General features: G+C 63.8%; 22 protein-coding genes and 3 tRNA genes. 9 read left to right on the top strand and 16 right to left on the bottom strand.

Annotation, left to right across the window (positions count from 1 at the left end):
- Position 1 precedes the first annotated feature (1 nt).
- The gene (locus AC097O_RS07340; RefSeq protein ID WP_479592186.1) at positions 2-415 is read left to right on the top strand and encodes an ExbD/TolR family protein; all 414 of its coding nucleotides are present in this window, start codon (positions 2-4) and stop codon (positions 413-415) included.
- A gap of 71 nt (positions 416-486) precedes the next feature.
- Here the strand turns inward: AC097O_RS07340 and AC097O_RS07335 are convergent, their stop codons facing one another.
- From AC097O_RS07335 to AC097O_RS07325, 3 genes are all read right to left on the bottom strand, one after another.
- Positions 487-5,979, bottom strand: coding sequence for a discoidin domain-containing protein (locus AC097O_RS07335; protein WP_479592185.1), 5,493 nt, complete (start codon positions 5,977-5,979; stop codon positions 487-489).
- A gap of 122 nt (positions 5,980-6,101) precedes the next feature.
- Positions 6,102-6,692 (bottom strand): SCO family protein, encoded by a 591-nt coding sequence (locus tag AC097O_RS07330; RefSeq protein WP_479592184.1) that lies wholly within the window; start codon positions 6,690-6,692, stop codon positions 6,102-6,104.
- Positions 6,689-7,006, bottom strand: a complete 318-nt coding sequence (locus tag AC097O_RS07325; protein WP_479592183.1) for a hypothetical protein — start codon at positions 7,004-7,006, stop codon at positions 6,689-6,691. The genes AC097O_RS07330 and AC097O_RS07325 overlap by 4 nt, the downstream gene beginning before the upstream one ends.
- Positions 7,007-7,322: 316 nt before the next feature.
- On the opposite strand from AC097O_RS07325, the gene hemP reads away from it, so the two are divergent.
- Positions 7,323-7,547, top strand: a complete 225-nt coding sequence (gene hemP / locus AC097O_RS07320) for a hemin uptake protein HemP (protein WP_479592182.1) — start codon at positions 7,323-7,325, stop codon at positions 7,545-7,547.
- 195 nt (positions 7,548-7,742) lie between these two features.
- On the opposite strand, the gene betC is transcribed toward hemP, so the two are convergent.
- Positions 7,743-9,263, bottom strand: a complete 1,521-nt coding sequence (gene betC, locus AC097O_RS07315) for a choline-sulfatase (protein ID WP_479592181.1) — start codon at positions 9,261-9,263, stop codon at positions 7,743-7,745.
- A gap of 108 nt (positions 9,264-9,371) precedes the next feature.
- On the opposite strand from betC, the gene AC097O_RS07310 reads away from it, so the two are divergent.
- On the top strand, positions 9,372-10,316 hold the full coding sequence (locus AC097O_RS07310) for a choline sulfate utilization transcriptional regulator (protein ID WP_479592180.1): 945 nt from the start codon (positions 9,372-9,374) through the stop codon (positions 10,314-10,316).
- Positions 10,317-10,358: 42 nt separating this feature from the next.
- Here the strand turns inward: AC097O_RS07310 and AC097O_RS07305 are convergent, their stop codons facing one another.
- Complete coding sequence (locus AC097O_RS07305; protein WP_479592179.1) at positions 10,359-10,766, bottom strand: GlcG/HbpS family heme-binding protein; 408 nt, start codon at positions 10,764-10,766, stop codon at positions 10,359-10,361.
- A gap of 210 nt (positions 10,767-10,976) precedes the next feature.
- On the opposite strand from AC097O_RS07305, the gene AC097O_RS07300 reads away from it, so the two are divergent.
- Both AC097O_RS07300 and AC097O_RS07295 read left to right on the top strand, forming a co-directional pair.
- A complete protein-coding gene (locus AC097O_RS07300; RefSeq protein ID WP_479592178.1) occupies positions 10,977-11,678 on the top strand; it encodes a Bax inhibitor-1/YccA family protein in 702 nt (233 codons plus the stop codon).
- A 116-nt stretch (positions 11,679-11,794) separates the two neighbouring features.
- The gene (locus AC097O_RS07295) at positions 11,795-12,175 is read left to right on the top strand and encodes a hypothetical protein (protein ID WP_479592177.1); all 381 of its coding nucleotides are present in this window, start codon (positions 11,795-11,797) and stop codon (positions 12,173-12,175) included.
- On the opposite strand, the gene rlmD is transcribed toward AC097O_RS07295, so the two are convergent.
- The 9 genes from rlmD to folC all read right to left on the bottom strand — a co-directional run bounded on the left by rlmD (position 12,172) and on the right by folC (position 19,578).
- Entirely contained in the window at positions 12,172-13,599 is a 1,428-nt protein-coding gene (gene rlmD / locus AC097O_RS07290; RefSeq protein ID WP_479592176.1) for a 23S rRNA (uracil(1939)-C(5))-methyltransferase RlmD, read from the bottom strand. The genes AC097O_RS07295 and rlmD overlap by 4 nt on opposite strands.
- Positions 13,600-13,683: 84 nt before the next feature.
- A tRNA-Asp gene (locus AC097O_RS07285) sits at positions 13,684-13,760 on the bottom strand.
- A 57-nt stretch (positions 13,761-13,817) separates the two neighbouring features.
- Positions 13,818-13,893: transfer RNA gene (locus AC097O_RS07280), tRNA-Glu, on the bottom strand.
- Between the two features lie 49 nt (positions 13,894-13,942).
- Positions 13,943-14,018 (bottom strand) — tRNA-Ala (locus AC097O_RS07275).
- Between the two features lie 81 nt (positions 14,019-14,099).
- On the bottom strand, positions 14,100-15,482 hold the full coding sequence (gltX, locus tag AC097O_RS07270; protein WP_479592175.1) for a glutamate--tRNA ligase: 1,383 nt from the start codon (positions 15,480-15,482) through the stop codon (positions 14,100-14,102).
- A gap of 14 nt (positions 15,483-15,496) precedes the next feature.
- On the bottom strand, positions 15,497-17,023 hold the full coding sequence (gene purF / locus AC097O_RS07265) for an amidophosphoribosyltransferase (protein ID WP_479592174.1): 1,527 nt from the start codon (positions 17,021-17,023) through the stop codon (positions 15,497-15,499).
- Between the two features lie 27 nt (positions 17,024-17,050).
- Positions 17,051-17,536, bottom strand: coding sequence for a CvpA family protein (locus AC097O_RS07260; RefSeq protein ID WP_315191765.1), 486 nt, complete (start codon positions 17,534-17,536; stop codon positions 17,051-17,053).
- 12 nt (positions 17,537-17,548) lie between these two features.
- Positions 17,549-18,280, bottom strand: coding sequence for an SPOR domain-containing protein (locus tag AC097O_RS07255; protein WP_479592173.1), 732 nt, complete (start codon positions 18,278-18,280; stop codon positions 17,549-17,551).
- 8 nt (positions 18,281-18,288) lie between these two features.
- Positions 18,289-19,578, bottom strand: a complete 1,290-nt coding sequence (gene folC, locus AC097O_RS07250) for a bifunctional tetrahydrofolate synthase/dihydrofolate synthase (RefSeq protein ID WP_479592172.1) — start codon at positions 19,576-19,578, stop codon at positions 18,289-18,291.
- A 215-nt stretch (positions 19,579-19,793) separates the two neighbouring features.
- Here folC and AC097O_RS07245 point away from each other — a divergent pair, with 215 nt between their 5' ends.
- Together AC097O_RS07245 and ppnP are read left to right on the top strand one after the other, a co-directional pair.
- On the top strand, positions 19,794-20,144 hold the full coding sequence (locus AC097O_RS07245) for an ArsC family reductase (protein WP_479592171.1): 351 nt from the start codon (positions 19,794-19,796) through the stop codon (positions 20,142-20,144).
- Between the two features lie 94 nt (positions 20,145-20,238).
- The gene (gene ppnP, locus AC097O_RS07240) at positions 20,239-20,556 is read left to right on the top strand and encodes a pyrimidine/purine nucleoside phosphorylase (RefSeq protein WP_479592170.1); all 318 of its coding nucleotides are present in this window, start codon (positions 20,239-20,241) and stop codon (positions 20,554-20,556) included.
- 12 nt (positions 20,557-20,568) lie between these two features.
- On the opposite strand, the gene AC097O_RS07235 is transcribed toward ppnP, so the two are convergent.
- Together AC097O_RS07235 and murB are read right to left on the bottom strand one after the other, a co-directional pair.
- Positions 20,569-20,988 carry a 5-carboxymethyl-2-hydroxymuconate isomerase gene (locus AC097O_RS07235; protein WP_479592169.1) on the bottom strand — a complete coding sequence of 140 codons (420 nt, stop codon included), beginning with the start codon at positions 20,986-20,988 and terminating at the stop codon, positions 20,569-20,571.
- A 14-nt stretch (positions 20,989-21,002) separates the two neighbouring features.
- Positions 21,003-22,043, bottom strand: a complete 1,041-nt coding sequence (murB, locus tag AC097O_RS07230) for a UDP-N-acetylmuramate dehydrogenase (protein WP_479592168.1) — start codon at positions 22,041-22,043, stop codon at positions 21,003-21,005.
- 74 nt (positions 22,044-22,117) lie between these two features.
- Between murB and AC097O_RS07225 the strand changes: the two genes are divergently transcribed.
- Together AC097O_RS07225 and AC097O_RS07220 are read left to right on the top strand one after the other, a co-directional pair.
- Positions 22,118-22,603: a YajQ family cyclic di-GMP-binding protein gene (locus AC097O_RS07225; RefSeq protein WP_315202446.1), complete on the top strand. Its 486-nt coding sequence runs from the start codon at positions 22,118-22,120 to the stop codon at positions 22,601-22,603.
- Positions 22,603-23,244, top strand: a complete 642-nt coding sequence (locus tag AC097O_RS07220) for a retropepsin-like aspartic protease family protein (RefSeq protein ID WP_479589267.1) — start codon at positions 22,603-22,605, stop codon at positions 23,242-23,244. Before AC097O_RS07225 ends, AC097O_RS07220 begins: the two co-directional genes overlap by 1 nt.
- The last annotated feature ends 35 nt before the right edge of the window (positions 23,245-23,279 follow it).

The following is a 23,279-nucleotide window of genomic DNA, read 5'->3' as shown; positions in this document are numbered from 1 at the left end:
CATGGCTTTCGGAACCCAGGACGAACCCGATGAGGTGATGAACGAGATCAACATGACGCCCCTGGTGGACGTGATGTTGGTGCTGCTGATCATCTTCATCATCACCATCCCGGTGATGAAGCACGCTGTCAACATCGACCTGCCCCGCGCCACCAACCAGGTGCAGGACGTGAAGCCCGAAACCGTGCGCCTGAGCGTGGATGCCAAGGGCGACTACTGGTGGAACGAGAACCCGGTCGCCGAGGCCGCCCTGGTCCCCATGCTGCAAGCCGAAGCCGCCAAGGAACCCCAGCCCGAGCTGCACATCCGTGGCGACAAGGACGTGCGCTACGAACGCGTGGCCCAGGTGATGGCGGCGGCCCAGCAGGCGGGGGTGAAGAAGATTGGCTTCATCACCGAGCCCAAGGCACCGTAAATAAATTTAGGCATAAAAATAGCTGCTAGCGCTTATTCCATAAGCACGAGTAGCTATTTTTTTGATAGCAACTACTTGAAAACCACGGTTTTCTCAAGGTTGGCCGCGCCCAGGTTTTTCAGGTTTCCCTGCACCACCGGGCTGCCCCAGGCCACGCCGTCCATGCTGACAAACAGGCGGTAGGCCGCCACCGTGCCGTTGCCGCCGCCCGCGCGAGGTGTGTAGCGGAAACCGGTGATGGACTGCACCGCGCGCATATCCACCACCACCCAGTGCGGCGGCTTGGGGCTGGTGGTGTACCACGGCGTGTGCCAGATGGTGCTGTAGTTGCCGTCGAGGATGTTGGCCACCCTGCCGTTTTCACCTACCACCTCGGAGCCGTCACCCACCACCGTCCACCCAGTGCGGCCCAGCACCGCCCCGTTGCTGTCCAGCAAATTGAATTCGGCCATGCTGCTCCAGGGGTTGCCGTTGACCTCGCCCAGCGCCTCGAACTTGACGTAGCGCCCCGTGGCCACCCCCGCCGCCTCGGACCCGATCTGCTGCACGAAGGCGCTGACCGATGCCACGTCGGCCGCGCCCAAAGCCAGGGTGGTGTGGGCGCGCACGGCATCGTCGAGGGTGGCGGCCGAGCCGTTGTGCAGATACGGCGCAGTCAGCCAGGCATCGCGCAGCGTGGGGATGTCGATGCCGGCCAGCACCCCGTCCAGGCGCTTGCCGCTGCCGGGTTGGAGGGTGCCCACGTTTTTCAGCAGGCCCGCCGTGCTGTTGGTGAACGTGGCTCCGCCGTGGCAGCTGGCGCACTGGGCGTTGAACACGCCTTGGCCGGTGAGGGCGGCGCTGGTCAGGGCACCATTGTTGCGCCAGGGGCTGGGTTCGAACGTGTTCAGCGAAGCCATGTAAGCCGCCAAGGCATCCAGGTCGGCGCTGGCACCGGCTTTGGCAGCGCCCAAGGGGCTGCTGCGGGTGCCGGTATTGAACTGGGCATCGGCCATCAGGCCCGTGCCCTGGGCCAGGGTGCGGATCTGGCCTTCAAAGTCCTGGGTTTCGTCGAAGTTGCCGCTCCAGTGCAGCGGGCCCTGGCCACCGGCCCGGCCGCGCAGGCGGATGGTGTTGCGCAAGCCTTCGCCGCGCCCGGTGAAGTCCCAGGTGCGGCCATCGTGCCCGCCGTCGTTGTGGCAGGCGGCGCAGCTCATGTAGCCGTCGCGGGCCAGCCGGGTGTCACGGGCATCGTAGAAGAATTGCTTGCCCTTGAGCACATCGGCAGCCAGCTTCTCGGTACCCACACTGCCCAGGGTGGCCAGCAGGGGCAGCTCCATGCGGCCAAAGCCTGCCAGGGGCGACAGGTCGTACACGCCGACGCTGCGGTCCATGAAGTTGTGGACGTAAAGCTTTTTGCCGTCGGCCGACACCACCACGCCTTGCGGGGCGCGGCCCGTGTCCACCCGGAACAGCTCGCGCCGCCCCGTAGCATCCAGCACCGCCAGGTGGCGGCTGGCCTCCAGCGTGACAAAAACATAGGCCCCACTGGGGTGGTAGGCAGCGGCACTGGCCAGGCCCGCGTTGTCATGGTCTACCCGTGCCGCATAGTCTTCGGTCAGGCTGTCCATCGCGATGCGCGAGGAGATGGCCCGCACGGTGCTTTGGAAATCCAGTTCCTGCCCATCGCGCAGCTTGCCACGCTGGATGTTGTCTTGCTTGGACGGCACCCAGGCGCTGGCCCCGTCGGGTGACAGGGCGGCAGCGCCCAGGTAGTTGGGTACGCCCCGGCCCTGGGTGGAGCTGTCGGATTTGTCGCTGTGCTGTAGCACCACGGTGCGGCGGATGGCCAGCGTGGCCGGGTCCACCACCACCAGCTCACCGCCCTGTTTGGCACCCGCCAGGGTGGTCTGCACCGTGGCGGTAGCTTCGCCGGGCTGGGGTGGGGTGATGAAACGCGACACCAGCAGGGTGTTGCCGTCGGCACCCAGGGCGAGATGGCGCGGGTTGGGCCCCACGTTCAACGTGCCCTGGGCCGCTCCGGTGGCCGACAGCTTGCGCAGCTGGCCCAGGCCTTCCAGCGCCACGTAGGCAGAACCATCGGCCGCCACCACCACACCATAGGGCTGGCTACCGCGCACCAGGGGCACGGTTTGTACCACGGTCAAGGTGCTGGGGCTGAGGATGCTGATGCTGGCTGCGCCCTGGTTGGCCACCCAGACCCGGCCATCCGGCGCCAGGGCCAAGGTGCGGGGCTGGGCGGCCACGGCCACCTCGGCCACCCGGGCGTTGGTGGCGGTGTCGAAGACCGACACCGTGTCGTTGTCAGGGTTCACCACCCACAGGCGGGCGCTGGCTCCGCTGCGCGGCTCCCAGAGCAGGTTGGACGAGGCTTTGGCCGCGCCGGGCACGGCGGCAGCCGCCACCGCCTGGACAAAGCTGCGGGTGCTGGTGGTGCCGTCGCTGCTGCGTACCGTCAGTTGCACGGTGTACAGGCCCGGGGCCGCATAGGTGTGCGTGGTGCTGGCACTGGGGCCAAACGGCGTGACCGGGCTGCCGTCGCCATAGTCCCACTGGTACTGGTAAGGCCCGCTGCCCGCCGCCGTGGCGGTGTAGGCCACGCTGGTGTTGCTGGTGCTGGGGACAGCAGCAATCGGGGCAATGGCGACCGGCGGGCTCAACACCGTCCAGACAAAGCTGGCCGAGGCCTGCAGCCCCGCTGGGTCGGTGGCCGTGGCGGTGACGTTGTAGCTGCCGACGGCGGCGGTGGTACCGCTGACCACGCCCGAGGCGGGCTGCAGCACCAAGCCCGGCGGTAGACCGGTAGCGGTGTACGCCAGGGCATCGCCGTCGGGATCGTTGGCGCTGAGGTTCAGGGTCACGGCCTGGCCCAGGGTCACGGGCGATGGCGTGGGAGTGGCCAGGCTGGGTGCCCGGTTGGCGGTGGGCAAGCCATACACCGCCACCTCGGCCAGGCCCAAGGCTTTGGTGCCGACCAGTTGCACCCGTACATAGCGGCCACGGGTGTTGACTGGCAGTGCCAGCGAGCGCGGTGCCGTGGCATTCAAGGGCGAGCGCCATACCGTGGTGTCGGCCAGCAACTGCTCCACTGTGCGCCCGGCCATCGGGGTGCTGGATACCAGCACGTAGAAGTTGGCCAGGTTGGCGGCACAGCAATCGGTGCGGTTCCACAGCCGCAGGCTGGTCAGGCTGTGGATGCTGCCCAGGTCCACCTCCCACCAGGCATTGGTGTCGGCACCGGTCAGGCCCAGTCCGCCATTGGCCAGCACGCCATCCTGGTTGCGGTCAACCACCAGCGCCGCAATGGCGCTACCGGCGGTGCTGGACTGGCTGGCCGGTTTGCCTGCCGCGACATTGTTGAAATACACCGTCTTTTCCGCGTTATTGGCACCGTAGTCGACCAGATTGCTTTGGGCCACGGGCGTACCCCAGTTGACACCGTCGGCGCTGACATAGACCCGAAAGCGGCTGATCGTGCCGTTGCCGCCATCCTGTCGGGGCAGGTAGCGCATACCGCTGATTTTTTGGCCGCTGCCCAGATCCACCACCACGCTGTGCGGCAGCGGTGCACTGGTGCCCCAGGCGCTGTGCCACATGGTTTTCGGATCGCCGTCGATGGCCAGCGCCACTTGTTGTCCGTCGGTATGCTGGCTGTCGGCCCAAATGCTCCAGCCACTGCGGTTCAGGGCCACGCCCGCCTCGTCCAGCAGGTTGAACTCGGCCATCGACGACCAGGGGCCGTTGTTCACCTCGCCCAGGGCCTCCAGCTTGACAAACTGCACCAGCCCCGGCTCACGCACGGTCCAGACAAACTCGGTCGCGATGCGGTGGATGCCGTTACCCACCTCCACCGACACGGCATAGCGGCCCAGCACGCTGGGCGTGCCCTGGATGGTGCCGGTGGCGGTGTCCAGCACCAGCCCGGGGGGCAGGCCGGTGGCACGGTAGACCAGCGCCGCACCCGTGGGGTTGCGGGCCTGCACGGCCAGGCTGACCGTGCTGCCCAGGCTGGAGGATTGGTCGTCTACCGGGGTGATCAACGGGGCCGAGGTTTGGCTTAGCAAAAAGGTCTTGGCCACCGAAGGCACGCCTGCGCTGTCCATCGCGAACAGCATGTAATAGCCCGGCAGGGCCCAGCCAGGGTTGGTGGGGATGTTCAGCGCGTAGCTGTTGGCCCCCGTCGGCGTGAAGCTCAGGGGAATGCGCCGCTGGTCGTTGTTGACCGTGTGGGTGGTGGAAGACATGCGCACCAGCGCAAACGCGGTCACCGGGGCATCGGTGCTGACGTTCGCCACGGTGCCGTAGTTGGCAAAGGCGGGGGCTGTCGTGATCACCGGGCGCGTGGCCGGGCTGCCATCGGCGTTGAACAGATAGTGCGGGCTGAGAATTTCCATGGTCGGGTGGTTGGCTGCGCAACCAGCCCCGCACAGGCCCCCACCGGCCGACATCACCCGGCCATCGGGCAGCAGCAGGGCCACGCTGTGGTAGTTGCGCGGCACGGTCATGGGCGGCAGCGCGGTGAAGGTTTCGGTGACCGGATCGAACAGTTCAGGCACCAGCACCGCCGTGTTGTCCGTGAAGGGCACCATCAAGCTCTGGCCGCCAATCACCACCACCTGCCCATTGGGCAGCACCACGCTGTTGTGGGAAGCCCGCGCATAGGCCATCGAGGCGATTTTGCGCACCTGCACGCCCGCGTTCGCATCGATCACGTAGCTGTTGGCGTTGGCAATGCCATCCCTGTAGGCGGTCGCCCCCCCCACTTTGAGAATTTTGCCGATGTCGTACATCACGGTGTTGCCGTTCATGCTGTAGGCATCGTCGCCCCGGTTGCCTGCCGAGCGCACATTGCCATTGCCGCGGGTGTCGATCCAGTGCATCTTGGCGCTCGGGCCTGCGTGCAGCACCTGGCCGTTGCCGGTAGGCAGCAACCACATATGGTTATCGCCCCGGGATGCCCCTACCGGGTCGGGGCCGACCATATCGTCCACTGGCACACCGGTCAGGCGCTGCCAGCCGGTGGCCTCGGTCCAGATTTCACCGTGCTTGCCGCCGACACCACCGCTCCAGGAGCCGCCCAGGGTGAAGACCGACCCGTCCTGGAGCACCGCGTTGGCGTTGTAGCCGCGGGTGATTTTGAGCGCCGCTCCCGCCACCCAGGTGTCGTTGGCGTAGTTGTAGATGGTGGTATTGCCCGCCTGCGAGCCGCCACTGACCAGCAGCCGCCCATCGGCCAGCATGCTGGTGCCGGGGCAAAACAGGTTGCTGCCGGTCGCATTCACAAAGCGCTTGGTAAACCCGCCGGTGCTGGGATTGAAGGTGGTGGTGTAGGCCCGGGCATCATCGTCGCTGAACGAAAACTCGCCATTGGCCGCCCAAAGCATCACATTCCCATTGGGCAAATTGGCCGCCGAGACCGGGACCAGGCTGACATTGATCTTGGGGCCCCACCGGGCCTGGTTGATTGCGGCAATCGGTACACCGGCGGCCTTGGCCCGGCCCGCTTCTACCATGTCCGTGGAACCGCCACCGCAGGCCGCCAAACCCCAGGCCAGCACCAGCACCGGAACCAGCCTACCGCATCTCTCCCCAAAGGAAGACAACGTATACATACAACACCTTTTGTCTATAACAAAAAATATTGTAGTGTTTTGTGTACAAATCTATTTTTAAGCTGATGTGTAAATCACCGCAATGCCACCAGCTCTGCCATCAACCGCCCGATTTCCGCAGGGTTGGGAAAGTCCACACTGCGAAAAACCAGCCGCGCACTGCGGTCGAACAGGTACACCTGGGGCGTATGGCGGTCGGGGCCGACCGCCCGGCCATTGAAGAAATCCTGCAGCCGGTCTACGTCGCGCACGGACGGCAGCGCTGCCGTCCAGCGGCGGGGCTGGGCCCCAAAGCGCTGCAGCCAGGCGGCCAGGGCTTTGGGGTCGTCGCCCAGGGGGTCGATGCTGATCGACAGCAATTGCAGTTCGGCGGGAGCCCCGGCCAGCTGCGTTTGCAACTCCGCAAACAGCGCGCCCTGGAGCGGACAGGTCGCGCTACAGCCGGTAAACATGAGCTGGACGGCGGTAATGCGCCGCGCCAGCATCTCTGCCAGCGCTGTGGGCGCCCCCCGAACCGGGGCCACCTGCAGCGGTGGCAGGCTTTGGGGTGGTCGGACGATGCCCGCACCCTGGTGGGCCTGTGTCCACAGCGGCACCCCGAACAGGGTACCGGCGGTGGCCAGGGCATAGCGACGGCGGGCAGAGTCTATCGTTTTTGCGGTCATGGTGGGGCTTGCATCAGGTACTGCCACAGCGCCTGGCAGTCGGCTGGGGCGAGCGTGTAACGGGGCATGGCACCGGCCAACAGGATAGAAGCGGGGTCCACCCCATCGGAGAGCAAACGGCAAAAGCTATCTTGGGTATAGCGGGACGGCGGGCCGCCACGGCGGGCTGCCGGTTCGGTCAGCGCCGCCCGGCCCAGCCGCGGGCCAAAGGCCTGCGTGTCCAGCGCCACCACGGGCTGCACCGCATGGCAGTTGCTGCAACGGCTGGCCAGGGACGGCAGGGACGTGGTTTGTCCGTACAACCGGGCGGCCATAGGCTGCCCCCCCACAAACAGCTGCTGCCCACGCTCTGCCCGTTGCGCATCTTCCGCGCGGCTGTACCACGCCGTGGCCAGCGCCACCAGACACGCAACACTCCCGCAAACCCATAGCGAAATTGGCACTTTACGCTTGTATGGCATGCACTGGAAGCTATCTAAAAAATAGCAATCATAGACCAACGCCGTCCACAGACCCACCGCATCCCGGAGTCCACAACCACCGTCTCACAAAAAAAATCCCGGAGAAACGCCCAATTCAATTGAGAATGGTTATCATTAGCGCATCGCAAGCCTTTTACAGGAGCCCACCATGTACGCAACCCTTTCAGCCCGCCCCCAGTTCAACCCCACCTCGGGCGAGAACGCCAACAGCGTGCTCCAGGGCATGGACATGGGCAAGGCCGCTGCCAAACCCACTTCCGCAGTGGAAAGCCGTGATCTGCTCAAAGGCCAAAAGGCCGTGGAGATCATGCACAACGGCTGTGTGTACCGCCTGCAGAACACCAAGCTGGGCAAACTCATCTTGACGAAATAAAGTTATGACTTACGCGGCGCCCCTGTATCGCCCTTCGGGCTTACAGGGGGAACTTGCGTAAGTCATGTAGGTTTCATCGTGGGGCGATCCGCAGACTCCGCCACGGAGTCTGAGAGGATCGTTTTTGCTAGCCAACGGCAAGGGGTTTCGGCCCCGCGCCGACTAGCCATGCTTTTTTTCCCCACACGCCTGATTTCAAGCCTTCACCACCGGATAGCGGGCCCGCGCCTCCAAAGTATCCAGATCGATGTGGTTGCGCATATAGCGCTGGCTGGCCGCCTGGAAGGGCTGGTGGTCCCAGTACTGCGGCACGCCCCGGTTTTGCGCGGCGTAGTGGAAACGGCGGCGGCGCTGGCTGGCGACCACCTCGGCGCGCAGTTGCGGCATATTCCAGCGCCCAGCCACCTCGGCGCGGAAGGCCTGCAACAGGTCATGCGCGGCAGGGTCGGTGGCCAAATTGTTCAGCTCATTCGGGTCGGCCTGCAGGTCAAACAGCTGGTCCGGGTCGCCCGGCGAATGCACGAACTTGTGCACGCCGCGCCGCAGCATGATCAGCGGGGCCACCGCGCCCTCGCCCAGGTACTCGCCTACCACCTCGTCGTGCCCGCCGGTGCCCATCAGGTGCGGCCAGACGCTGCGGCCATCCAGCGCCTCGGGTGCGGCCGGGGCTGCGCCTTCAAACGCCATGTCCACCAGGGTGGGCAAAATATCCACCAGCGACACCGATGCCGCCACGCGGTGCGGCTGGAAGCGGCTGGACGCGTGCACGATCAGCGGCACGCGGCAGGCGTTTTCAAAGAAGTTCATCTTGTACCAAAGCCCGCGCTCGCCCAGCATGTCGCCGTGGTCAGAAATCAAGATGACGATGGTGTTGTCGGCCTGGCCGGTCTGCTCCAGGGTGCGGCGGATTTTGCCGATCTGCTCGTCCACGTACGACACCGCACCGTAATAGGCATGGCGGGCGTGGCGGGTCTGGGCAGCGCTGATGGGTGTGCTGTCCATGTCGCTCACGTGGCGCAGGCGCTGGGAGTGCGGGTCCATCTGCGCGGGGGCTATCGGCGGTACGCGTGGCATGTCGATGTCTTCGTCGCGGTACAAATCCCAGTACTGCTGCGGAATGGCGTAGGGGTCGTGCGGGTGCGTCATCGACACCACCATGCAAAAGGGCCGCGCATCGGTGTCGCGGGCCAGGTCAAACAGCTTTTGCTGCGCCAGGAACACCACTTCTTCGTCGAAATCGAGCTGGTTGCTGCGGATGCAGGTGCCCGCGTCGGTGACGGAGCCCATGTTGTGGTACCAGCTAGGGCGCACCTCGGGCTGGTCCCAGTCGGGGGTCCAGCCGAAGTCGGCGGGGTAAATGTCGGTGGTCAGGCGCTCTTCAAAGCCGTGCAACTGGTCGGCTCCGCAGAAATGCATCTTGCCCGACAAAATCGTGCGGTAGCCCGCGTGGCGCAGGTAGTGGCCAAAGGTCAGCACCTCGGACGGCATCTCGGCAGCGTTGTCGTAAGCGCCAATGTTTGAGGGCAGCTTGCCTGCCATGAACACGTAACGCGACGGCGCGCACAGCGGGCTGTTGGTATAGGCCGATTCAAACACCACGCCCCCCGCGGCCAGTGCGTCGATGTGCGGGGTCTTGCTGACGGTGTTGCCATACGCGGCCAGCGCCGAGGGCGTGAGCTGGTCGGCCATCAGGATCAGGATATTCGGTTGTGCCATGCTTTTCTCATTCCAAACATAATGGGGGTTTATGCAAAAAATGCAGTCTACGCAGGTGCTATCGGCACGTGAAGACTTTCATTTCTTATACATCCATAAACACTTGTTATGGCAACACCACGCCGACTCCCGCCCCTGCAAAGCCTGGTCTTTTTTGAGGCGGCGGTACGCCACCTGAGCTTCACCGCCGCCGCCCTGGAGCTGGGCACCAGCCAGCCCGCTGTGAGCCAGCGCATTGGCTTGCTGGAAGAAGACCTGGGCGTGCCGCTGTTCAAGCGCGGGCACCGGGGCGTGTCGCTCACCGCCGACGGCCTGCAGCTCTTCAACGCGGTGCGCGACAGCCTGGGCAGCATTGGCGAGGCCGCCGCCCACATCCGCGCGCGGCGTGCCCGCCAGGTGCTGACCGTGGCCACCGACTTCGGTTTTGCCGCCTACTGGCTGATGCCCCGGCTGGCGGCGCTGCGCGCGCTGGTGCCCAACCTGGACGTGCGCATCGTCACCACCCAGGACCCGTTCGACATCCGGGGCGAGCCGGTGGATATTGCGGTGGCCTTCGGTGCAGGCCAGTGGCCGGGCTGCACGGCGCAGGCCTTGTTCCCCGAGATCGTGGTGCCGGTGTGCAGCCCCGGCTTCTGGGCGGCCCACGGCCTGGCCGGCCAGGCCGCCGATCTGGCCAAGTTGCCATTACTGCACCTGGAAAGCGCCGAGCCCCTGCGCTGGCTGGGCTGGCAGAACTGGCTGGCGCTGCATGGCGTGGCTGCCAGCGGCGAAAGCCACGACCTCACGCTGAACAATTACCCGCTGGTGATCCAGGCCGCCATTGCCGGACAAGGCCTGGCGCTGGGCTGGACCCCGCTGGTGGACGACCTGGTGCGCAACGGCCAGCTGGTGGCCGCCTTCGCCCAGCCGACCACCACGGCCCACGGCTACTTTTTGGTGGAGCCCACCGCCCAGCGCACGCCCGAGCCGGTGCAGCGCTTTCGGCAGTGGATCGTGGGCGAATGCGCGCAGGCATTGCTGCACAGCCCATTTTTAGATGAAAAAGGCCTCTAGCGCTTATTGAATAGGCACGAGCAGCTATAGAAAACAGAGCAATTACAAGCCGATGGCGGCGATACCGGCCCGGGCGATTTGCGCGTCTTCGGGCGACTTCACGCCGCTGACACCCACCGCACCAACGCACTGGCCGTCTTTGATGATGGGCACGCCGCCCTCCAGCATGCCTTCAATGAAGGGCGCGGTCAGGAAGGCGGTGCGGCCACCGTTGATGATGTCTTCATACACCTTGGATTCGCGGCGGGCCAGCGCGGCGGTGTGGGCCTTGGCGGGTGCGATGTGCGACGAGAGTGCTGCCGCACCGTCCAGGCGCTGCAACGACAGCAAATGACCGCCATCGTCCACGATGGCGATGGTCACCGCCCATTGGTTCTTCAGCGCTTCAGCAACGGCGGCATCGGCAATGGTTTTCACGTCGGCGAATTCGAGTACGGATTTGGTTTTCAAGGCAGCTTCCTGGTGGATAAATAGAGCTTCGAGCATAACGGCAGCCTGCATTTTTTGCCGCAGTGCAACATGAAAATCAGCCATTTTTGACCCGGGTTTGTCCAGTACCCCCAGGAAAAATAGGTCTCACCCACGGGCATATTTCTGCTTTGTCCTTGAATCGCCCTAAAATTTCCCCATCTGCATTGCAGTATCCGAAGGAGCTTCTCTATGAACGACCGTTACACCAGCACAGGTTTTGGCATCAGCCCCAGCACCGGTGCTATGCAAGAACAGCGCAACCGCGTCATGCGCAACACCTACTGGCTGTTGGCCCTGAGCATGGTGCCCACGGTGCTGGGTGCCTGGCTGGGCGTGGCCACCGGCATCACCCAAAGCCTGGGCGGCGGGCTGGGCCTGATCGTCTTCCTGGGCGGCGCGTTCGGCTTCATGTACGCCATTGAAAAGACCAAGAACTCGGCGGCTGGCGTGCCGGTGCTGCTGGGCTTCACCTTCTTCATGGGTCTGATGCTGTCGCGCATGATCGCCATGGTGCTGGGCTTCAAGAACGGCCCCGACCTGGTCATGACCGCATTTGCCGGTACCGCAGGCGTATTTTTGGTGATGGCCAGCGTGGCCAGCGTCATCAAGCGCGACATCTCCGGCATGGGCAAGTGGCTGTTTGTGGGCGTGCTGGTGCTGATGGTGGGCAGTATCGTCAACATCTTTGTGGGCTCTACCGCCGGCATGATGGCCATTTCGGTGGCCGCCATCGGCATTTTCAGCGCCTACCTGCTGTACGACCTGAAGCAGATCATCGACGGCGGCGAAACCAACTACATCAGCGCCACCCTGGCCTTGTACCTGGATTTGTTCAACATCTTTCAGAGCCTGTTGTCCCTGCTGGGCATCATGGGCGGCGAGCGCGACTAAGCGCGTATCCACCCCTTTAGCCAAAGGCCCTTCGGGGCCTTTTTCTTTGGCCGCATCCGAAGTAAAGTTGAATCTTTGAAGCCAGAAGCCGATAACCAAGCTACTGTCTGCAACATATGACCCTATCTCCACGCTACCTTCTTGTCTCTTGCGCCGTCCTGTTCCTGGCAGGCTGCGAGATCCCGGGTGTCTACCCCGACCCCAAGGTGGTCGCGCGCGAGGCCGATGCCAAAGCCACGGGTGGTGCCTGCCGCCACGCGCTGCGCGGCATCGAAGACTGTTACACCCTGAACCCCAAAGCCGCCAAGGCCTCGGTGTTCCAGGGCTGGAAAGACATGGACGCCTACATGCGCGAGAACAAGATTGAGGGCGTGGCCTCGGTCGTCAAAATCCCGGTGGAAGGCGAAGCCCCGGCGGAAGAAGCCGTGGCCGCCACCAAGGAAGAAGTCACCCCCAAGGCCAAAGAGGCCCGCGGCGGCAAAGCCAAGGCTTCTTAAGCTTCCAATTCGAACACCGCCATGCTCTCCACGTGGGCGGTGTGCGGAAACATATTCACCATCCCCGCCGACACACAGCGGTAACCCGCCTGGTGCACCAGCACGTCGGCATCGCGCGCCAGCGTGGCCGGGTTGCAGCTCACGTAGACGATGCGCGTCGGCGGTGTCCAGCCCTGGCGCAGCGAAAAGTCTTGGTGCAACGCGGCCAAGGCCTGTACCAGTGCAAAAGCACCTTCCCGGGGTGGATCGATCAGCCACTTATCGGCACTGTCGTCGGCCATCAGCAGCTCAGGGGTCATCTCGAACAGGTTGCGCGCTACAAACTTAGTAGCTGCCAGCGCTGATGTATTGAGCGCTAGGGCTTGATTCAGCTTGTAATTTTCGCGTGAGCGGGCCACCAGCGCCTCGCTGCCCTCGATGCCCAGCACCTCGCCCGCCAGGGTGGCCAACGGCAGCGTAAAGTTACCCAGGCCGCAAAACCAGTCGATCACGCGCTCGGTCTTTTGCACTTCCAGCAAACGCAGCGCCCGCACCACCAGCACGCGGTTGATCTGCGGGTTCACCTGGGTGAAATCGGTAGGTTTGAAAGGCATGGTGATGCCGAACTCGGGCAAAGCGTAGCTAAGTTGGTCGCCGCCCTCCTCCAGCAAGTGGATGGTGTCCGGCCCCTTGGGCTGCAACCACCACTGGACATTGTGCAAAGAGCCAAACGCCCGCAGCTGCGCCAGATCGCCCGCGCTCAAAGCCTCCATGTGGCGCAACACCATGGCCGTGACCGTGTCGCCGCAGGCCAGCTCGATCTGCGGCAGGGTTTCACGCGCGTCCATGCCGCCAATCAGGGCCCGCAACGGCAGCAGCAAGGCGCTGACATGCGGCGGCAGCACCGGGCAGACCTTCATGTCGGCCACATAACCGCTCTTGCGCTCGTGGAAACCTACCAGCACCTCGCCCTTTTTGCGCACAAAGCGCACCGACAGCCGCGCCCGGTAGCGGTAGGCCCAGGCCGGGCCTTCGATGGGCCGCAAAATACTGTCGGCCTTGAGCTTGCCCAGGTGCCAGAGGTTGTCTTCCAGCACCCGTTGCTTGATGGCCACCTGCGCGCCCACGTGCAAATGCTGCATCTTGCAGCCGCCGCACGCACCTTCGTGCAAACCAAAATGCGGGCAGCCGGGCCGCACGCGCTGGGACGACTCGCGGTGGATGGCCCCCACGGTGGCCTGCTCAAAGCTGGCTTTTTTGCGGTTGATGTTGGCAGTGACCACCTCAAACGGCAGCGCGCCCTTGATGAACACGACTTTGCCGTCGGGTTTATGGGCCACGCCCTGGGCTTCGATGTCGAGCGATTCGACCAGCAAGCTGTCTGCGGGGTAATTCGGCCCGTTGGGGGGCGTATCGAGAAGCGTGGTTTCCGTGGTGTCGGTCATGCAGGTGTCCCTGGGGGATCTCAAAATAATTTCACCAAGCAAAAAGCCTTCTAGTTCTTGCGACCTAGAAGGCTTTTTCCATTGTGGCGGAGTGGACGGGACTCGAACCCGCGACCCCCGGCGTGACAGGCCGGTATTCTAACCAACTGAACTACCACTCCTGGTAGATAGCTTTCGGCACACGGCTCTTGCGAGCAACATACCCAAGCGCTACAACTTGGCGACCCTACGGGGATTCGAACCCCGGTACCTACCGTGAAAGGGTAGTGTCCTAGGCCTCTAGACGATAGGGTCAAAACCTTGGAACAACGTTATCAAAAATAACTTCCACACTTGAAAGAAGTGGTGGAGGTAAGCAGGATCGAACTGCTGACCTCTTGCATGCCATGCAAGCGCTCTCCCAGCTGAGCTATACCCCCCAACTTTGTCTCCAACTCTGCTTTGCCTTGTAAGCTCTGCTTTGTTGTTAACCTTCCAAGCCTCAAATTATAGCGCGCAAATTACGATGTTTGCAAGCGTTGCAAAACTTTTTCGCGAGAACTTAAAAAAAGCACCGCGTCCAGCGATGGCGTCTGGGCCGTGCCCATCACCAGCACACGCACCGGCATGGCCAGTTGGGGCATCTTCAGGCCCTGCGCCGCCAGCACTTCCTTGATGGCGGCCGCGATGCTGGGCTTGTCCCAGGTGCAGTCGGCCAGCTTCTCGCGCAGCAGTGCCAGCGCAGGCTGGATGGCCGGTGTGACGTGCTGGGTCAGCTCTTCGGCTTTGGGCGTGACATCGGCGTAAAAGGTAGCGGCCCAGTCGGCCAGCACCACGGTGGTGTCACAGCGGTCTTTGAACAGGCCGCAGATGGCCGGCAAGCGCTCGTCGCTGGCAACGCCTTTGGCTTGCAGATGCACGGCGACCAGCGCCGCCAGTGCGTCGTCGGCCATGGCCTTCAAATGTTGGGCGTTGACCCAGCGCAGCTTGGCTTCATCGAATTGCGCCGCGCTCTTGCCCAGGTGGTCCAGGTTAAACCACTGCAGGAATTGTTCGCGGCTGAAGATTTCATCGTCGCCATGGCTCCAGCCCAGGCGGGCCAGGTAATTGACCATGGCATCGGGCAGGTAGCCTTCCACGGCGTACTGCGTCACCGGCTTGGCACCGTTGCGCTTGCTCATCTTCTCGCCCAGTTCGTTGAGCACGGTGGGCAAATGGGCGTACACCGGTGGCTCTTTGCCCAGGGCGCGGAAGATGTTGATCTGGCGCGGTGTGTTGTTGACGTGGTCGTCGCCCCGGATGACGTGGGTGATGTCCATGTCCAGGTCGTCCACCACCACGCAAAAGTTGTAGGTGGGCGTGCCGTCGGGGCGGGCAATCACCAGGTCGTCCAGCTCGTCGTTGCTGATCTCGATACGGCCCTTGACCTTGTCGTCCCACACCACCGATCCGCCTTGCGGGTTCTTGAAGCGCAGCACGGGCTGCACGCCTACAGGAATGGGCGGCAGGGTTTTGCCGTCTGCGGGCCGCCAGGTGCCGTCATAACGCGGCTTTTCCTTGGCTTCCATTTGTGCGTCGCGCAGGGCATCGAGCTCGGCCACCGACATATAGCAGGGGTACACATGCCCGGCGGCCACCATATCGGCCAGCACGGCTTTGTAGCGGTCCATGCGCTGCATTTGGTAGAACGGGCCTTCGTCGTAGTCCAGGCCCAGCCACTGCATGCCTTCGATGATCACGTCCACGGCGACCTGGGTGGAGCGCTCCACGTCGGTGTCTTCGATGCGCAGAATGAAATCACCGCCGGTGGCGCGGGCAAAGGCCCAGGGATACAGAGCGGAACGGATGTTGCCCAGGTGGATGAAACCGGTGGGCGATGGGGCGAAACGGGTACGGGTCTTCATAGCACTCTCAGAAATTAGGCGGGTTCGGCATTCGGCAGGGCCAGGCGGGAGTTGTCGCCACCCGACTCTTGTTCTACCGGGCGGTTGTCGCGCATGCGCTGGATGTCGTCGGTGGTGATGTCGCCGGTGACGTACACGCCGTCAAAGCAGGACGCATCGAAGCCGCTGATGGGCATATTGGGCGAACCGGCGGATGTGTCGGTAGCAGCCCAGATGGCGCGCTTCATGCCGTCCACGTCCTGGTAAATCAGCGCGTCGCAGCCGATCAGCTCGCGGATCTGCTCCACGGTGCGGCCATGCGCCACCAGCTCGTCCTTGGTCGGCATGTCGATGCCGTAGACATTGGGAAAGCGCACCGGCGGCGCGGCGCTGGCCATATAGACCTTGCGGGCACCGGCATCGCGGGCCATCTGCACGATTTCTTTGGAGGTGGTGCCGCGCACGATGGAGTCGTCCACCAGCAGCACATTGCGGCCCTTGAACTCGCTGGCAATCGCGTTGAGCTTTTGGCGCACCGACTTCTTGCGCACTTCGTGCCCGGGCATGATGAAGGTGCGACCCACGTAGCGGTTTTTCACAAAACCTTCGCGGTACGGCAGACCCAGCAGCTGCGCCAGTTGCATGGCGCTGGGGCGGCTGGACTCGGGGATGGGGATCACCACGTCGATGTCTTGCGGCGGCACGGTGGAAATCACCCGCTTGGCCAGGGTCTCGCCCAGGTTCAAACGCGCCTGGTACACCGAGATGCCGTCCATCACCGAATCGGGGCGGGCCAGGTAGACGTATTCAAAAATGCAGGGGTTCAGCGTGGGCGCGTCGGCGCACTGCTGGGCGTGCACATTGCCTTCCAGGTCGACGAACACGGCTTCACCAGGGGCCAGGTTGCGCTCCAGGGTATGCATGGTGCCTTCCAGGGCGACGGATTCGCTGGCCAGCATCACTGAGCCGGGGGCGCGACCAATGCACATCGGGCGGATGCCGTACGGATCGCGGAACGCCAGCAGGCCATGGCCCGCGATGGAGGCGATCACGGCGTACGAACCACGGACTCGGCGGTGCACGTTACGCACGGCGGCAAACACGTCCATCGGCGACAACGGCAGGCCGCGGGTGGACTTTTCGATCTCGTGGGCCAGCACGTTGAGCAGCACTTCGGAGTCGCTCTCGGTGTTGATGTGGCGGTGGTCGGTGGTAAACAGCTCGGCCTTCAACGCGTGGGCGTTGGTCAGGTTGCCGTTGTGCACCAGCACGATGCCGAAGGGCGCGTTGACGTAGAAGGGCTGCGCCTCTTCTTCGCTATACGCATTGCCCGCCGTGGGGTAGCGCACCTGGCCCAGGCCGCAGTTACCCGGCAGGGCCCGCATGTCGCGGGTACGGAACGCATCGCGCACCATGCCCTTGGCCTTGTGCATGAAGAACTTGCGGTCCAGCTGGGTGGCGATACCGGCTGCGTCCTGGCCCCGGTGCTGCAGCAGCAGCAAGGCGTCATAGATCAACTGGTTCACAGGGGCGTTGCTGACAACTCCAACGATTCCACACATGGTTTATTCCCTAGCGAGTGACTTGCGTCATGGTAAAAATTGAGAAAAAGCCTCCGGCAACAAAGGCCGGGCGGTGTGCAGCACCTCGGTGACCACACCGGCGCTGCGCGATTCTTGCCACCATGCACCCTGGTGCATGCCGGTCAGGTGGACGACGACACCGCCAATCAACACCAAAATGACACCGCGCAACAGGCCAAACACAGCCCCCAGCACGCGGTCCACCGGTCGCAGGCCCACGGCCTGCACCAGCGTTTTGATCAAACGGGCGATCAACCCCGCGGCAAACGCTGCCGCCACAAATACCAGCACAAACCCCGCCGCAAACCGCAGGGTGGCCGAGGCCGTGCCCATGGGCAGCGCGGCGGCCACGTCGGCGGCAAACCACTGCGCTGCCACAAAAGCCGCTATCCAGCCCAGCACCGACAGCACCTCGTAGACCAGGCCGCGCACCGCGCCCAGCACCAGAGACAACAACAAAGTGGCCAGCACTGCCCAATCGAGCAGCGCCACAGAATTCAACACCTACAAAGCCAGGATCGAGGCGGACAAAGCCAGGCCCTTGATCTTGCTGGCGGCCTTTTCGGCATCGGCCTTGCCCGTAAATGGGCCTACCCGCACCCGGGTCCGCGGGCCGTCCTTGGTATCTACCACCTGGGTATAGGTTTTCAAGCCCGCCCGCTCCAGCTTGGAACGGGCTTCGCGGGCCTTGTCGGCATCGGCAAACGCGCCCACCTGGACGATGAAACGGCCATCGGCTGCGTCGGCCGTGGCCTTGCCGTCCAACAAGGCGCGCGCCTTGGCGGCATCGTCTTCGGGCTTGTGGGCGGGTTTAGCTTCAGGTTTGGGCTCAGGCTTCACTTCAGCCTTTACCGGTTTTTCAACCTTGGGCGCGGGCCGGGGTGCCAGGACTTCTTCCTTGGGGTCGAGGCTGGATTCGGTCGATACCTTGGGTTCTGGGGTTTGCGGAGCAGCAGCTACCGCTACGGGCGCATCGGTTTCCACCGCTTTTTCGACCTTGACCGTGCCCACGCTGAGCGGCTTGACCTTGGCTTTGTCGGGAATGTCGATGGCGATATCGCCCGCCACCGGGCGCGGCTGGGTATCGAACAGCAGCGGGAAGCCAATCACGCCCACCAGCACCAGCAGCGCCGCGCCAATCAGGCGGTGCCGGGCGCGGCGGCGCATGCCGTCGATGGTTTCAGCGGGGCCTGCCGACGGTTCGTCGCCCTGGGTTCGAAACTTGAAAAAAGCCATGCGGAGTGTCAGGAGCCGAGGTGTTTGGCGGTCAGCCGGGGAATGCCGCCTTCCAGCACGCCGCCCACTGTATAAAACGAGCCAAAGACTACGATTCTATCAGCGGGGTCTGCGGCAGCGATGGCCGCATGCAGTGCCTGCATGGGGTCCGTGTGCACCGAACTGGATGCATCTTTACGGGTATTTTGGGCCAGCCACTGGGTTTGCAAGTGCGCCGCCGTGGCCGCGCGGGGGGTGGGCATGTCGGTGAAATACCAGCGGTCGATCAGCGGGCCTATGCGCGCCAGCATGGGCAGCAGGTCTTTGTCGGCCATGGCCCCGAACACCGCGTGGGTGGTGGGGTAAAAGCCCATGGCATCCAGGTTGGCCGCCAGCGCCGCCACCGCGTGCGGGTTGTGCGCCACGTCCAGCACCAACGTGGGCTGGCCGGGCACGATCTGGAAGCGGCCCGGCAGTTCGACCATGGACAAGCCGGTGCGCACCGCCTGGGCGGTGATGGGCAACTGCTCGCGCAGCGCGGTCAGCGCCGCCAACACGCCGGAGGCGTTCATCAGCTGGTTGGCCCCGCGCAGCCCGGGGTAACCCAGGCCCGCGTAACGCCGTCCGCGCCCGGCCCAGCCCCACTGCTGCTTGTCGCCCGAGAAATTGAAGTCTTCACCAAAACGCCACAGGTCGGCACCTATGGCTTGGGCATGGTCCAGCACGCTTTGCGGCGGCATGGGGTCGCTGACCACCACCGGCTTGCCCGCGCGCATGATGCCGGCCTTCTCGAAGCCGATGGCTTCGCGGGTGGTGCCCAAAAATTCCATGTGGTCCAGGTCCACGCTGGTGATGATGGCGCAGTCGGTGTCGATGATGTTGACGGCATCCAGCCGCCCGCCCAGGCCCACTTCCAGAATCGCCACGTCCAGCTGGGACTGCGCCATCAACGCCAAAATCGCCAAGGTGGAAAATTCAAAATAGCTTAAGGAAATTTCGCCTCTTGCGCTCTCCACGGCTGCAAAGTGCGCTACAAAGTCCGCAGCACCGGCAATCTCGCCACCAATCCGGCAACGTTCTTCAAAATGCACCAGGTGCGGCGAGGTGTAGACCCCTGTGCGGTAGCCCGATTGCAGCAGGATGGCCTCCAGCATGGCGCAGGTGGAGCCCTTGCCGTTGGTGCCCGCCACGGTGATGACGGGGCAGGTCAGCGCCAAGCCCATGCGCTGGGCTACGGTGCGCACCCGGTCCAGGCCGAGTTCGATAGTGGTGGGGTGGAGCCGCTCGCAGTGCGCCAGCCAGTCGTTCAGGGTTTGCATGGGGAAGATTGTCTCACCCCCAGGCTTCGCTTCGCTCTCGCCAACCCCCTTGCAGGGGGCAACACCAGCAGCCTGGCAAAGCCAGTTCTGCGGTGTTTCTGGAAGGGATGCTTTTACGCAATTTATATGGAATTTAGGCATCTACCGCTTATGCAGAAAGCATAAGCCGCTACGGAATATATAGCTATTGGTGGGCCTTATGGAATAATCTGCCCATGATTACCCTCTACGGCATCCCCAACTGCGACACGGTCAAAAAGGCCCGTGCCTGGCTCACTGCCCAGGCCCTGCCCTATACCTTCCACGACTTCAAAAAAGCCGGTGTGCCTGCTGACCGGTTGGCGGTCTGGACCCAGGCTTTGGGCTGGGAGAAAGTGCTGAACCGCCAGGGCACCACCTGGCGCAAGCTGGACGCTGCCACCCAGGCCAGCGTGGTGGATGCCGCCAGCGCCCAGGCGGTGATGCTGGCGCACACCAGCACCGTGAAGCGCCCGGTGGTGGAATGGGGCGGCGATGGGCTGACGGTGGGCTTCAGCCCGGAGGCCTGGGCGGCCCTCTTACAATAGTGTTCTGCCCGATTTTTAGCAATCAAATTGGCTTCTAGCGCTTATTCTATAAGCACGAGAAGCTACATAAACAATAGCAAACCCGTTTTTAACCATGACCACCACCCACATCCCCAGCGTCACCGTCACCACCCAGGCCAGCGTCTACTTTGACGGCAAGTGCATCAGCCACGGCGTGAGCTTTGCCGACGGCACCAAAAAGAGCGTGGGCGTGATCCTGCCCGCCACGCTGACCTTCAACACCGGCGCGCCCGAGATCATGGAAGGCGTAGGCGGCGAATGCGAATACATGCTGGCAGGCACGGATGTGTGGGTGAAGTCGGGCGAAGGCGAAACCTTCAGCGTGCCAGGCAACGCCAGCTTCCAGATCCGCGTCACCGCCCCCTACCACTACATCTGCCATTTCGGCTAAAGCAGCCGCCCGCTAGTTCTTCTGGAACAGCGGGTGCAGGTTGTTGTATTTGCCGTCAAACACCTCGGGGCCCACGTCGATCTGAAGCGTGATGCCGATGGGGCGCTGGTCAAAAATCGGCGCGAAATGCGCCCGGGTACAGGCCAATAACGCCTCGCCCGCGCGCTGCTGGGTGGCCTCGCTGCGGCCCTTGCCCATGCGCAGGTTCAGGTAGACAAACGCGTAATCTCCATTGCCGTCGGCTACCGCGTAATGCGCCGCCGGGTAGGCCAGCACGCGCGTGCCGCCCGTGGGAAAGAGCTGCTGGCCCGCATCGTCCAGCACACCCAGCATGGTGTCGGCCAGGCTGCGGCAGAGCTGGCCGATGTCGCTACCGCCCTGGGCAGCGGGCGCGTCGAGTTGACCGGTGTAGAGGATGACGAGATGCGGCATAGAAAATTACCCTGTTAAACGACTACCGGCTCGGGCTCCAGGCGGATGCCGAAGCGCTCGTACACACTGGTCTGGATGGCTTTGGCCAAGGTCATGACCTCGCCGCCGGTCGCAGGGTGCGCAGGCCCACCCCGATTCACCAGTACCAGGGCCTGCTTGTCGTACACGGCGGCGTTGCCCACCGACTTGCCCTTCCAGCCGCAGGCATCGATCAGCCAGCCCGCCGCCAGCTTCACCGTGCCGTTGTCCAGCTGGTAATAGACCACCCGGGGCTCGCGAGCGATGATGTCGGCGCACTGCTCGGCGCTGACGGTGGGGTTCTTGAAGAAGCTGCCTGCGTTGCCCAGCACCTGCGGGTCGGGCAGCTTGGCGCGGCGGATTTCGCAGATCCAGTCGAAGATCTGGCGCGCGCTGGGCGCGGTGATGCCGGTGGCGGCCATTTTCTTTTCCAGATCGAGGTAGCCGAGCACCGGTTTCCAGGCTTTCGCCAGGTGGAAGCGCACGCGGGTGATCAGCGCCCTGCCCTCCAGGCCCATGCCGCCCTGGTGCTTGAAGACCGAATCGCGGTAGCCAAAGGCGCACTGGGCGGCGTTCAGGGTGAAGCTGTCGCCCGTTTGCAGATCTACCGCGTCCAGCGCCTCGAAGCGGTCTTGCAGCTCCACGCCGTAGGCACCGATGTTCTGCACCGGCGTAGCGCCCACGGTGCCGGGGATCAGGGCCAGGTTTTCCAGCCCCCAGTAGCCCTGGTCGATCGTCCAGGCCACAAAGTCGTGCCAGTTTTCCCCGGCACCGGCTTCCACCACCCAGGCTTTGTCGGTCTCGGCCACCAGGCGCTTGCCGGGCACTTCCACCTTGAGCACCACGGGCTTTACATCGCCGGTGATGACGATGTTGCTGCCGCCGCCCAGCACGAACTTGGGCTGGGCCTGCAGCGTGGCATCGGAGCGCAGCGCCAGCAGGTCGGCCTCGCTGCGGATGCGCACCAGGGTGTGGGCGCGGGCGTGGATGCCAAAGCTGTTGTAGCCGCGCAGGGGAACATTTTTCTCGATTAACATGCCTGGATTGTCCCACCGGGCGGCGGGCCATCTGCCAATACAGCCCTCGCCCACACCCTATTTCCGAGAAAACCATGCCCTCATTCGATACCGTTTGCGAACCCGACCTGCCCAAAGTGCGCAACTCGGTGGACAACTCCGCCAAAGAAATCGCCACCCGCTTCGACTTCAAGGGCACTTCGGCCAGCATCGAGCTCAAAGACAAGGAAATCACCCTGATCGGCGATGCCGAATTCCAGCTAGACCAGATCATGGACGTACTGACCAACAAAATGACCAAGCAAGGCGTGGACGTGAAGTTCCTCGACAAGGGCGACGTGCAAAAGATGGGCGGCGACAAGGTCAAGCTGGTGGTCAAGGTGCGCAACGGCATTGAGACCGAGGTGTCCAAAAAAATCACCCGCGCCATCAAGGACAGCAAGCTCAAGGTCACCGCCGCCATCCAGGGCGATGCGGTGCGCATCACCGGCGCCAAGCGCGACGATCTGCAATCGGCCATGGCGGTGATCCGCAAAGAGATCACCGACCTGCCCCTGAGCTTCAACAACCAACGCGACTGATGCACACCCTGCACCGCCTCGGCCTGACCGTGCTCTGTACGGCCATGGTTGCGGGCGCGCAGGCCCAAAGCGTCGCCCTGAGCGGCATGATGGGCGGCAAGGCCCTGCTGCTGGTCGATGGGCGCGCGCCCAAGAGCGTGGCACCGGGCGAAACCTATCTGGGGGTGAAGCTGCTGTCTGCCGCCAACGACGAGGCGGTGGTGGAGATTGCGGGCAAGCGCGCCACCCTGCGCGTGGGCGAGTCGCCGGTGAGCGTCAAGGGCAAGGGCACGGGCAACAAGATCGTGCTGATGGCCGACAGCCAGGGCCACTTCATGGGCCCCGGCAAGATCAACGGCCAGGCCATGCAGTTCATGGTGGACACCGGGGCCACTGCGGTCGCCCTGGGCGTGAACGATGCCGAGCGCATGGGCATTCCCTACAAGAACGGCGAACAGATCCGCATGAACACAGCCAACGGCAACTCCATCGGCTGGCGCATCCGGCTGAACTCGGTGCGCATCGGCGATGTGGAGCTGCCGGGGGTGGAAGCGGTGGTCACGCCCGCGTCCATGCCCTATGTGCTGCTGGGCAACAGCTTCCTGACCCAGTTCCAGATGACCCGCATCAACGACCAGATGGTGCTGGAACGGCGATACTGAGATCGTGTACACATGCCCCGTCTCTGCTAAATTCG

The sequence above is a fragment of the Rhodoferax sp. LS1P39 genome (assembly GCF_056521425.1).
The sequence above is the reverse complement of the archived record's forward strand: the minus strand, read 5'-3'. Positions and strand labels throughout refer to the sequence as shown.